The sequence below is a fragment of the Acinetobacter junii genome (genome assembly GCF_018336855.1).
Lineage (GTDB): Bacteria > Pseudomonadota > Gammaproteobacteria > Pseudomonadales > Moraxellaceae > Acinetobacter > Acinetobacter junii.
In genome coordinates this window covers 1,802,488-1,814,459 of the sequence record NZ_CP059558.1, presented here as the reverse complement: position 1 = coordinate 1,814,459, position 11,972 = coordinate 1,802,488, and the positions used below count along the sequence as shown (strand labels likewise).

The following is an 11,972-nucleotide window of genomic DNA, read 5'->3' as shown; positions in this document are numbered from 1 at the left end:
TGCCTAAACCCAAACAGAACGTGAAATTCAGGCATAGATGAAATAGGTGAAGGGGCAGTCATGAACAGTATTCAAAATTTAGAACACAGTCGCTCCGATCAAGCAGAAACAATCATTACAAAAACAACGTGTCCCTATTGTGGGGTTGGATGTGGTGTTGATGTAACGGTAAATCATAAAGCACAAGGAACAACGGTTCAGGTTGCTGGTGATTTGGAACATCCATCTAATTTTGGACGCCTTTGTATTAAAGGCAGTAATTTGGCGGATACTCTAGGATTAGAGACTCGCGTTTTGCATCCGATGTTTGGTCGTAAGAACCATCGTAAGGTAACGACATGGGATGCAGCCATAGAAAAAATCGCAGATCAATTCCAAACTTGTATCGATCAACACGGTCGTGACAGTGTGGCATTTTATGTATCAGGGCAGCTATTGACTGAGGATTATTACGTCGTCAATAAGTTTGTGAAAGGCTATCTAGGTACAGCCAATATCGACACCAATTCACGTCTGTGCATGTCTTCAGCAGTTGCAGCGCATAAGCGTGCTTTTGGTGAGGATATCGTGCCAGCAAGTTACGAAGACTTTGAATTTACCGATATGGTGGTGTTGGTGGGTTCAAATACTGCATGGTGTCATCCTGTACTTTACCAACGCATCATGCAGGCTAAAAGTAAAAATCCAGATTTATTCGTTGTTGTGGTTGATCCCCGTTTTACCAGTACATGTGAACAAGCAGATTTGCACCTTCCAATTTTACCTGGACAAGATGTCGCATTGTTCAATGGTTTATTACAGTATTTATATAAGAATAACTTTATTGATCAACATTTTGTCGATACACATACAGAAGGTTTGGACACTTTACTAGAATCTAGTCAGACTGAAGCTGATTTTGACTCAGTCGTGAAACGTACGGGAATTTCAGCAGAAAAGCTAAAATTCTTCTTCGAAAAATTTGCCACCAATGAAAAAGTTGTGAGCTTATTTTCAATGGGTGTGAATCAATCTTCTCAAGGGGTGAATAAAGCCAATAGCATTATCAATTGCCATCTTTTGACAGGGAAAATTGGTAAGTTAGGTGCTGCGCCATTCTCAATGACAGGTCAACCGAATGCCATGGGTGGCCGTGAAGTGGGTGGTTTAGCCAATATGTTGGCAGCACATATGGACATCGATAATCCATCACACCAAACACTTGTACAAAACTTTTGGAACAGTCCTGTGATTGCCAATCAAGCGGGACTGAAAGCAGTTGACTTATTCCAAGCGGTGGAGTCCGGGAAAATTAAAGCCATATGGATTATGGCAACCAATCCTGTGGTGAGTTTACCTGATGCGGATCAAGTAAAACGCGCATTGAACAAATGTGAGTTTGTCGTGGTTTCAGATATTTGTGCTGATACAGATACCACAGCTTATGCGGATGTGTTGCTTCCTGCGTTAGGTTGGGGTGAAAAAGATGGAACGGTGACCAACTCAGAGCGCCGTATTTCACGTCAAAGAGCTTTTTTACCTGCTCCAAAGCAAGCAAAAGCAGACTGGTGGGCCGTTGCTGAAGTTGCTAAAAAATTAGGTTTTTCTGGTTTTGATTTTAACAATGCATGTGACATCTTTAATGAACACGCAGCCTTATCTGCGTATCAAAATGCAAGTTTGGATCAACGTGATCAAGTTGAAAACTTTCGTTATTTCAACCTAAAAGGACTAATGAATTTGTCTTTGGATGAATATGATCATTTACGTCCGATCCAATGGCCCGTTTGGGAAAAAGGTCAAAGTACTGCGGTTGAGCAGTTATTTGATCAAGGTTTGTTTAGCCATAAAAGCAAAAAAGCAAAACTGATCCCGACAGTTGCAATTGATCCTGTGCATGCAATTTCTGAAGATTATCCATTGGTGTTGAATACAGGACGTATTCGTGATCAATGGCACACCATGACGCGAACAGGTTTATCAGCAAATCTGACCACTCACCGAGCTGAACCATTTTGTGAAATTCACCCGAATGATGCTTTAAAATTTGGTATTCGTGATAAAGCATTGGTTGAAGTGAAGTCGCAATGGGGCAGTTGTGTTCTGCGTGTCACTTTGGCTCAAGGTGTTCGCCGTGGTCAAATTTTTGCACCGATTCATTGGACTGAGCAAGTTGCCTCTGATGCTCGTGTCGGAAAAGTAGTTAATCCAGTTGTAGATGCAATATCAGGCGAACCTGAGTTTAAACATACGCCTGTTGCAATTCAGCCATTCCATACGACATGGCAAGGTGTTTTGTATGTCCGAGATGGGTTTGAACAACAAATCAAAACCTCATTGCAAACATGTGCATGGTGGGCAAAAGTTAAAATAGCCAAAGCAGTTCGTTTTGAAATTGCAGATCGCCACAACTTTGATCAAACGCAGAAGAATTTAAAAAGTTTCTTGCCTTTTGTAGATGAAACTTATGAATGGTTGAGTATTGAAGATGTTTCAGCGCAAATGAGTCATAGCATCATTCTGAAAGATGGGATTTTGATTGCCAGTCTTTATATTGCGCCATCGGATATGTTGCCTGACCGTGATTGGGTTGCGAGTTTATTCAAACGTGAGCGTTTAAGTGCATTACATCGTAAAGCACTGCTTGCTGGTATGCCGATGTCAGCCGCAAATAATGATGGACCATTGGTTTGTAGCTGCTTTAAAGTAGGTAAAAATAAGATCATTGAAGCGATTAAGACGCAGAATATTACTCATGAAAAACAAGTGACAGCTTGTCTAAAAGCGGGTGGTAATTGTGGTTCTTGTTTACCTGAGATCAGAGGTTTGATTAAAACCTGCCAGTTGGAGGCGGAAGCATGAATACAGATTTTCCCGCTACAGATCTCGTGATCTTGGCGGGAGGACAGGCACGACGAATGAATGGGATGAACAAACTATTGCAACAGTTTGATGATCAGATTCAATTGTCAAAAATTTGTCAACGCTTTAAATCGGAAGTTCAGCAGATATGGGTCAATAGTCATCGTGATAGCTCGATCTATAAAAGCATAGAGCCGACTGTTGAATGTTTTTCTGATGATCAAAACGGCTTTTTAGGGCCGTTGATGGGAATGAAAAGTGCATGGTCGCGTGTACAAGCAGAATATGCATTATTTATTCCTTGTGATGTGACTTATATCCCAAATCAAGTCCTTGCAAAGCTGCATAGGGCTTTAGAGAAAAATCCGCAAGCATCAGTTGCGTATGTAAATATCAATGGCGATGCCTTGTATCCATTTTGCTTGTTAAAAAGAGCTAGTTTGTCGATATTAGAAAACCAGCTCGCTGCAAATAAATTAAGTTTAAGAGAAACTTTTAGGCAACTACACGCTCAACACGTTGTCTTTCAAAAGCAAAGCCTGTTTTGTCATAGCATCAATTCATTGGATGAGCTTCAACAATACAAGCAGATGAAAGCTTTTAAACAGATGTTTGTTTCAAACTGATCGGTTAAAAAAGCTTTCTTATTTAGATGTTTATATGGATGTTTAGATTATGGATTTTTGCAAATAAATTTCCATTTCTTCAACTGGAACCATACCACCACCAGTTGCCCAAACAATGTGATTAGCATTATTCATTTGTTGCGCAGTCAGTTGATGCATAGCAGCATATTCTTGGTGCTGACTGATTAAGATTGGACCTAACATTCCAGCTAAGGCTGATGGTTCCAGTTTTAAATTTTCAGATTGATTGAGTAGCCCCAATAATTTATACATGCTTTGATCATCCAGTGTGTAGAAAGCATCGAGTAGTCTCTGCATCGCTCGACCCACAAATCCAGATGCACGTCCTACTGCTAAGCCATCTGCTGCGGTAATGTTATCAATGCCTAGGTCTTGTACTGAGATTTGATCATGTAAGCCTGTTGCTACACCTAGCAACATGCATGGTGAATGAGTTGGCTCTGCAAAAATACAATGTACGTGATTACCCAAAGCCATTTTTAGTCCAAATGCAACGCCACCAGGGCCACCACCAACCCCACAAGGTAAATAAACAAATAAAGGATGGTCATGATCAACCGTAATATTTTGAGATTCTAATTGTGCTTTTAAGCGTTCACCTGCAACGGCATATCCTAAAAATAAAGTTTTTGAATTTTCGTCATCAATAAAAAAGCAATTTGGATTTTTTAATGCTGCTTTACGACCTTCTTCAACTGCAACACCATAATCCTGTGCGTATTCAATAACGGTAACACCATGTGATCTTAATTTATCTTTTTTCCACTGACGCGCATCTGCCGACATATGCACAGTGACATCAAAGCCAAGTTTTGCACTCATGATACCAATCGAAAGTCCTAAATTTCCTGTAGAGCCAACGGCAATACTGTATTGACTAAAAAAATCTCTAAATTCTGGACGATCTAATTTTGAATAATCATCTTCAATTGTTAATAAACCTGCTTGAAGGGCAAGTTTTTCAGCCTGATAGAGCACCTCGTAAATACCGCCACGTGCTTTGATCGATCCTGAGATTGGCAAATGACTGTCCTTTTTTAGCCATAATTTTCCAGTGATATCTTGTTTGAAATGAGCTTCAAGTGTTTGCTGCATCTTTGGAATAGAAACCAGTTCAGACTCAATAATTCCTTTGCTTATCTTAGTCTCAGGAAATACGGACATCAGATAAGGAGCGAAGCGAGCTAAACGATCACGGGCATCATCAATATCATTTTGATTAAGACCAACAAAAGGTAGCCCCATTTCAAGGGTCGTAAAATTTGGATTCAACCAAATTGTTTCTTTAAGCTGAATGAGATCAACAACAACAGAGTGTTCTGCAACAAGGGCTTCAATTTGTTTCGAGTTCATTGGATTATTCATAAGATCTTTCTATTATGGTGAGGAATCGTTAAAGAAATTCCATTCTTTTTAGATATTCATGTATTAAAGGGTTTGGATCAATAAAAATTATATTTTTATGACAATAATCTTGGTCATTTATCAGAACTCTGCTAAGTCAAGTTTTAGCTTTATTTCGGGTGAGTGTACTTGATCTTTTATCAAATAAGTTCTATTTTAGAACTTATTTGATTTTAAGTGGTTGTCCAAATAATTTATTGGGATTTAAGATCATGTTTGGGCAATTAAAATTCAGAAAAATAATCGAGATAAGTGCTTGTCTTGCTTATTTCATCATTTGTAATTTGAGCCTTATTCGCTTTTAAAATCAAAAGACCTTTAGTGAATGAGACTGCAAATCATAGGGAGAATAAAATGCCAATGTCGACTAGCGCTGCAAGACAGGATGTGACTGCTTGTATTTTATGTTCTAGAAACTGTGGTTTAAGTGTTGAAATTGAAAACAACCAATTTAAGAAAATTAAAGGTGATGATCAGCATCCGTTTTCACAAGGTTACATTTGTCAAAAAGCAGCGCGTTTACAGCATTATCAACAACATGCAGATCGTTTAACTCATCCCTTGAAGCGACAAGCTGATGGTTCATTTCAAGAAATTCCTTGGGATCAAGCGATCCAAGAAATCGCAGATCAATTAGTAAAAATTCGTGATGTACATGGCGGAACAGCATTTGCATCGGTTGGTGGTGGTGGACAAGGCAATCATCTAGGAGCGGCTTATGGTCGCCAACTATTGTATGCAATGAAAAGCTTTTATGCCTATAACTCACTTGCTCAAGAGAAAACTGGTGATTTCTGGGTAAATGGACGTTTGTTTGGCAGTCAAGCATGTCATACCACTGAAGATGTTGAACATGCGGATTATGTTTTATTTATTGGAACCAATCCGTTTCAAGCACATGGTATTCCAAATGCTCGTGATACTTTAAAACATATCAAGAAAGATCCAAACCGAACAATGGTTGTATTTGATCCGCGTGTTACTGAAACGGCTAAGCAAGCTGATATCCATGTGCAATTAAAACCAGGTACAGATTCCTATTTGATGTCTGCAATGATTGCGATCATGTTACGCGAAGATTTGTATGATCAAGCATTTATTCAAAAGCATACGCATGGGTTTGAGCAAGTTAAACAAGCATTTTCAGCCATCCCAATTGAGCAATATATTGAGAAGGCAGATGTTTCAGTTGAATTGATCTATCAAATTGTCCGTGATTTTGCCAAAGCTAAGCGTGGTTGTGTTCGTATTGATTTAGGGATTCAGCATACTTTAAACACAACATTAAACGGATATTTGGAAAAACTACTTTATTTACTCGCAGGGCATTTTGGTAAACAGGGAACGAATAACTTACATACTATGTTTATTCCGATCTTGAGCAATACTGATGAGCGTAATCCTAAATATCGTCGTACGGTTCATCATAAGATGTTCCCAATATCAGGTTTTTTCCCACCAAATATTTTGCCTGACGAAATTTTAAAAGCAGGCGAGAAGCGAGTACGTGCAGTCTTTGTAGATAGTTGCAATCCATTGCTCACCTATCCAGATACCGCAGCTTATGAACAAGCATTCCAGTCATTGGAGTTGCTAGTTGTGGTTGATGTTGCAATGACAGAAACAGCGCGATTAGCCCATTATGTGTTGCCAGCGCATAGTCAATTTGAAAAGTGGGAATTTACGGGCTTTAATTTGGAATTCCCACAAAATGGTTTCCATTTACGTCATCCGCTTTTTAAAGCTCAAGCCAATACGCTGCCTGAACCAGAAATCTATACTCGCTTACTTGAAGCCATGGGTGCTATTCCCAAACAATTTCCTTTACTGAATAAGATCGCGCAAAAGGATTCCGCTAAAACAGCATATCTAGGTTATTTTGCTGCACTTGCTGCCAGTTTTGTGAAAAATAAAAAGTTAGTCCCATTTGCGGCATCTATTGTTTATCGAACACTTGGGCAGACACTACCAAATGACGCCGCATCAACGGCTTTATTATTGCCTTTGTGTATGCAGTATTCTGCTCAGTATTATAAAGCTGTCAAACAAGCGGGTTATAAAGGGAATCGTTTAACATTAGGCGTAAACTTATTCCAAGCGATATTGCAAAAACGTTCAGGCGTGATTCTCTCTAAACACAACTATGATGATGTCTGGGATTTAGTCGCTTATAAAGATAAAAAGATTCATTTAGTAATCCCTGAAATGTTGATTGAGCTAGCACAACTGAATCAACAAACTCAAGGTACAAGTGATCAGTTTCCATTTGTCTTATTGGCAGGTGAGCGCCGTAGCTATAACGCAAACCAAATCTACCGTGATCCAGCATGGCGTAAGGTTGATGCAGAAGGTCGCTTGAGAATGAATCCTGAAGATGCAGTTCATTTTGGCGTAGAGACAGGTCACTCATTACAGTGTATTTCGGAACATGGGCAGATTGCAGTGGTTGTAGAGATCGATGAGGGAATGCGAAAAGGGGTTGTTTCGCTGCCACATGGCTATGGTTTACGTTATAACGGGGGGCAGGCGATCGGACCTGAATTGAATCGATTAACTTCGTTAAAGCATTGCGATCCTTTATCGAAAACCCCATATCATAAATATGTGCCTGTACGACTAGAGAAGCCTGCGGCATAGTTGATAGATTGAGTTGATTTGCACTATTTTATTGCGTTTAAATTTATATATGTTTTGAAATAGTGCAATTTCATTTAACGATAATCTGCTATAAATCATCAGATTTTGCTCTAGTATTAAAATGATAAGTTCATTCAACTAAACACAGACTATATGATTGATGAATTTTAGAAATTGGAATAATAATTGCTTAAGTAAAATTCTCATATGTTCAGGAAAATAGATACGCACACAACTTGTGCTGAACAAGATGAGAAAATTCACAATATGAGTGCATATGATGAAGCATGAAATACCTGAAACGAATTTACCGATCTTACAAGATCAGTATGGTCGTATTAAGCGTAAGTTACGTATTTCGGTGACAGATCGTTGCAATTTTAAATGTGTGTATTGTATGCCTGAACATCCTGAATGGATGAAAAAGCAAGATTTATTAAGTTTCGAATCCCTTTTGGTTTTTTGTACTTATATGGTGAAACAAGGCATTGAGAATATTCGTATTACAGGTGGGGAACCTTTAATGCGACAAGGAGTTGTTCATTTCATCCGTGACTTACAGCAACTAAAAAAAATTGGTTTAAAACGTATTTCAATGACGACTAATGGTCATTACCTAGCGAAGTACGCTGATCAATTAAAAGCTGCTGGTTTGGATGATTTAAATATCAGCCTCGATAGTATTGATGCAAAACAATTCAAAGCACTAACCAAGAAAGAACTTAATCCTGTACTAGAAGGAATAAAAGCCGCTCAAAAAGCTGAAATCCCTTTTAAAATTAATTGTGTTTTAATGAAAGATCACAATGATGATCAAATTCTACCGATGGTGAGATGGGCAAAAGATCAAAATATTCCATTACGTTTTATTGAGTTTATGCCGCTAGACGGTGATCAACATTGGACAAAAGATGCTGTAGTAAGCGAAGCAGAAATATTAGCGCGATTAAAACCTCATTATGCTATTGAGCTACTTCAACAAAATCATGAACCAGCACGCCAATATCGATTAGATGATGATTATCGAATTGGCATCATTTCGACGATTACCCACTCATTTTGTGGTGAGTGCGATCGTATTCGTCTAACTGCACAAGGTGAACTATTCAATTGTTTATTTGCTCAACAAGGTTTGAATATCAAAAACGATTTGTTGAACACCATTAAACAACATATTGGTTTATCTGAAGTGTCATATCAAATGTTAGATCAAAAAATTAAACCTTATATCTGGCATAAGGCCAAAGGTTATCACGCGATACAAAACCAACAAGTACGTAAAATTAGTATGCACATGCTTGGAGGTTAGATTGAAAAATATGGAGAGGGTATGCAAACCATAGAAATTAAAATAGAAGCTTTTGGAGAGATAGAAAGATTACTACCCAAACCACTTCAATTTGAGTTTGCTAAAGAAAGTTTAATTTTAGATGTTTTAAATCATATTGTAGATCGTTATCCAGATGCTACAAAGGCTATGGATAAATGTGCTTGCGCGATAGGTGAAGATATTGTGACACGTCAGACCATACTAAATTCATCATGCACAGTGGTACTTTTGTCACCTGTTGCTGGAGGTTAGAAATGCGTGAGTTTTCAAGAGTTCAAGATCAAGCATTAAGTTTAGATATTTTTGATCCTATTCAGTCATTTCCTGAATGTGGCGGGATTGATGTTTTCATAGGAACAGTACGAAACCATCATGAAGGAAAAGCAGTAAAAGCACTTAAGTATACCTCTTACACGCCTGTCGCAGAAAAGATGATTCGTGAGATAGAACAGGAAATTAAAGATAAATATCAAGTTTCTTATGTTCGAGTGATTCATCGTATTGGTTATTTGGATGTGAGTGACACCGCAATTATTGCAATTGCGTATGCTGCGCATCGCCGTGAAGCATTTCAAGCTTGTGAAGAGGCTGTTGAGCGAGTCAAGCATGAAGTTCCAATTTGGAAAGAGGAGTTTTTCACAGATGGAACAAGCCATTACGTTGAAGGCTGTTGTATTCGAAAAGATACTACTGATAATCTTCAATCGAAAAAGCACTTGAGTTCTCCTTTATCAAAAGCAGAATCAACAACGCATCAGCACCATGAACATTGTGCACATGACCATACACACGATTAAATTTAGGAAGTAGAGATGAAAAATGTTGGGATGAAACCCGAAAGTTATCGTGTAGCTGAAGCACAAGCTGTCTTACATGCACCTGCACATTGTATTCAACTCCTACGTGACGGAAATACTGAAAAGGGTGATGCGCTGAAAACTGCACGTATTGCAGGTATATTGGCAGCGAAACGAACGGATGAGCTGATTCCACTTTGCCATCCACTACCGATTTATCGTGCCGATGTTGAATATGAATTAAATGATGATCATGTCGTAATTTTAACCACTGTAGAAACGATTGGTCCTACAGGTGTTGAGGTGGAAGCACTCACAGCTGCCAGTCTTGCAGGTTTAACGTTATATGACATGTTAAAACCGCATTGTGAGCCAGAAGAGCTTTGTTTAGATCAATGTAAATTACTCAAGAAAAAAGGCGGAAAATCACATTTCAAACGTACCTTACGTCAACCTGTTTCTGCTGCAGTGATTGTTCTCTCAGATACTGTGGCAGCTGGTCGCAAACCTGATACGGCAGGAAAGTCAGTTGTTGATACTTTGACAGAAGCTGGTTTTGATCCAATTCATTATCAAATTCTGCCTGATGAATCTGATCAATTAAAGGATCTAGTGTTAGAGCTGACCAAATCTTATGCATGCATTATGACTGTTGGTGGTACAGGAATCGGGAAGCGTGACATAACGGTAGATACGCTTGAGCCATTGTTAGAAAGAAAATTAGATGGTTTGATGGAAGCGGCGCGTTCTTTTGGACAGAAACGTACGCCATATGCGGCTATGTCGCGTGGGGTGGCTGGTTTTATTGATCGTTCGTTAGTAGTGACTTTACCTGGTAGTCGTGGCGGCGCAAGTGAATCAATGGCTGCAATTTTGCCAGCTCTAGTACATATCTTTGATGTTTGCCGAGATTTGCCACATCCAGGGGGATATGAGTAATGTCAGGATGTGGTGCTGAGAAAGGGTTGATCAGTATTGATGATGCTTTGGCGTTGATTCAGTCAACGCCTAGCGCATTGACGGTAGAGCAACTGCCATTAACCGAATGTCTGAATCGTTATTTGGCTCAAGATGTGTATTCTGGGGTCGATTTACCTACTTTTTCACAAAGTGCTGTGGATGGGTATGCAATATGTTCATCCTCTGAAAATCTTCAAGATTCAGTATTTGAAGTCATTGGAGAGATAAAAGCAGGAAGTGAACTTGATCATCAACTTCTGCAGGGACAAGCCATACGTATTTTTACTGGGGGTAAGATTCCAACTGGCACAACACATGTCGCTAGACAAGAAATTGTAAAGATCGAATCAAATAATAAAATCCGATTAGTCGAACATATTCAGCAACAAGCAGATATTCGTTTTGCAGGCGAGGAAATTCAATTAGGTCAGAAGATCGCTGAATGTGGTCAGAAAATTAATATTGGTGCGCTTGCAGCATTGAGTATGATCGGTGTACGAAGTATTGCTGTATATCGACTACCTAAAGTCGCTGTACTCGTCACTGGTGATGAAGTTGCTGAAACACCAGAAGATTTAAAAGCTGGCAAAGTTTTTGATGCAAATGGACCTTTATTAAAAGCATGGTTTGAAGATTACGGCATAGAGGTAAATATTCTGCACATAGCAGATGAGTCTCAACGTGTTACTCAATGTTTTAACCAATTAAAACAACAATATGATGTGATCATCACCACAGGTGGTGTATCTGTTGGGGACTATGATTTTGTCCGTCCTTGTTCATTTGAAGCAGGTTTCGAACAAATATTTTGGAAAGTTAAACAAAAACCAGGTAAACCACTTTTCTTCGCCCAATATATTGAAGATGAGCATCGCTGTTTTTTACTTGGCTTGCCTGGAAATCCAGCTGCAGTTTATGTTTGCATGCAAATCTATGGCAAGGTTTTATTAGATGCATTGCAAAATCAAGATCAATCAGTCAATTGGTTTAGCGGAACATTAACACACGAGCTTAAATCTGATGCACGTGAGCGTTTTTTAAGAATGCAGGCTTATTACGAACATGGACAATTAAAATTAAAAAGTCTAGCTAAGCAACAATCACATATGCTCAGTAATTTAATGCAAGCAAATTGTTTGGTTCGAGTTCCTGCAAATACTAAACTTGAGATTGGACAAGAATTAACAGGTGTATTTATAGTGACTTAATTTTTTGATTACATTATGTAACTAGATTTATTTTTTAGGTGCTGTTGACGAGTTCTGATATTGCATCTAATGAATAAACTGGTTTAGTGTAATGTCAGTATTGTTGTTCTTCTAAATAATACGGTTCAAGACATGGATGGTGTCTTTT

The 11,972-nt window shown here is 38.7% G+C and carries 9 protein-coding genes; 8 read left to right on the top strand and 1 reads right to left on the bottom strand.

Annotation, left to right across the window (positions count from 1 at the left end; all coding sequences use genetic code 11):
• The first annotated feature begins 60 nt into the window (after nt 1–60).
• Both H2677_RS08560 and mobA read left to right on the top strand, forming a co-directional pair.
• On the top strand, nt 61–2,841 hold the full coding sequence (locus H2677_RS08560; RefSeq protein ID WP_212638323.1) for a nitrate reductase: 2,781 nt from the start codon (nt 61–63) through the stop codon (nt 2,839–2,841).
• Entirely contained in the window at nt 2,838–3,467 is a 630-nt protein-coding gene (gene mobA, locus H2677_RS08555; RefSeq protein ID WP_129262684.1) for a molybdenum cofactor guanylyltransferase, read from the top strand. The genes H2677_RS08560 and mobA overlap by 4 nt, the downstream gene beginning before the upstream one ends.
• 42 nt (nt 3,468–3,509) lie before the next feature.
• Here mobA and H2677_RS08550 read toward each other — a convergent pair whose 3' ends face one another.
• Nucleotides 3,510–4,841, bottom strand: a complete 1,332-nt coding sequence (locus tag H2677_RS08550; protein ID WP_212639597.1) for a D-serine ammonia-lyase — start codon at nt 4,839–4,841, stop codon at nt 3,510–3,512.
• 405 nt (nt 4,842–5,246) lie between these two features.
• Here H2677_RS08550 and H2677_RS08545 point away from each other — a divergent pair, with 405 nt between their 5' ends.
• The 6 genes from H2677_RS08545 to H2677_RS08520 all read left to right on the top strand — a co-directional run bounded on the left by H2677_RS08545 (nt 5,247) and on the right by H2677_RS08520 (nt 11,824).
• Nucleotides 5,247–7,529 (top strand): molybdopterin-dependent oxidoreductase, encoded by a 2,283-nt coding sequence (locus tag H2677_RS08545; protein ID WP_212638322.1) that lies wholly within the window; start codon nt 5,247–5,249, stop codon nt 7,527–7,529.
• Between the two features lie 271 nt (nt 7,530–7,800).
• On the top strand, nt 7,801–8,838 hold the full coding sequence (gene moaA / locus H2677_RS08540; RefSeq protein ID WP_407929285.1) for a GTP 3',8-cyclase MoaA: 1,038 nt from the start codon (nt 7,801–7,803) through the stop codon (nt 8,836–8,838).
• Nucleotides 8,839–8,859: 21 nt separating this feature from the next.
• Entirely contained in the window at nt 8,860–9,111 is a 252-nt protein-coding gene (locus tag H2677_RS08535; protein ID WP_039047879.1) for a MoaD/ThiS family protein, read from the top strand.
• Between the two features lie 2 nt (nt 9,112–9,113).
• On the top strand, nt 9,114–9,656 hold the full coding sequence (locus H2677_RS08530; protein WP_004954600.1) for a molybdenum cofactor biosynthesis protein MoaE: 543 nt from the start codon (nt 9,114–9,116) through the stop codon (nt 9,654–9,656).
• 15 nt (nt 9,657–9,671) lie between these two features.
• Nucleotides 9,672–10,595, top strand: coding sequence for a bifunctional molybdenum cofactor biosynthesis protein MoaC/MoaB (gene moaCB, locus H2677_RS08525; RefSeq protein WP_212638320.1), 924 nt, complete (start codon nt 9,672–9,674; stop codon nt 10,593–10,595).
• Nucleotides 10,595–11,824: a molybdopterin molybdotransferase MoeA gene (locus tag H2677_RS08520; protein ID WP_212638319.1), complete on the top strand. Its 1,230-nt coding sequence runs from the start codon at nt 10,595–10,597 to the stop codon at nt 11,822–11,824. The genes moaCB and H2677_RS08520 overlap by 1 nt, the downstream gene beginning before the upstream one ends.
• The last annotated feature ends 148 nt before the right edge of the window (nt 11,825–11,972 follow it).

What these genes read in the sequence shown, in the direction of transcription:
- H2677_RS08550 (WP_212639597.1), bottom strand. Translation starts at nt 4,841, where the DNA reads ATGAACTCGAAACAAATTGAAGCCCTTGTTGCAGAACACTCTGTTGTT.
- moaCB (WP_212638320.1), top strand. Translation starts at nt 9,672, where the DNA reads ATGAAAAATGTTGGGATGAAACCCGAAAGTTATCGTGTAGCTGAAGCA.
- H2677_RS08545 (WP_212638322.1), top strand. Translation starts at nt 5,247, where the DNA reads ATGCCAATGTCGACTAGCGCTGCAAGACAGGATGTGACTGCTTGTATT.
- H2677_RS08520 (WP_212638319.1), top strand. Translation starts at nt 10,595, where the DNA reads ATGTCAGGATGTGGTGCTGAGAAAGGGTTGATCAGTATTGATGATGCT.
- H2677_RS08535 (WP_039047879.1), top strand. Translation starts at nt 8,860, where the DNA reads ATGCAAACCATAGAAATTAAAATAGAAGCTTTTGGAGAGATAGAAAGA.
- H2677_RS08560 (WP_212638323.1), top strand. Translation starts at nt 61, where the DNA reads ATGAACAGTATTCAAAATTTAGAACACAGTCGCTCCGATCAAGCAGAA.
- H2677_RS08530 (WP_004954600.1), top strand. Translation starts at nt 9,114, where the DNA reads ATGCGTGAGTTTTCAAGAGTTCAAGATCAAGCATTAAGTTTAGATATT.
- mobA (WP_129262684.1), top strand. Translation starts at nt 2,838, where the DNA reads ATGAATACAGATTTTCCCGCTACAGATCTCGTGATCTTGGCGGGAGGA.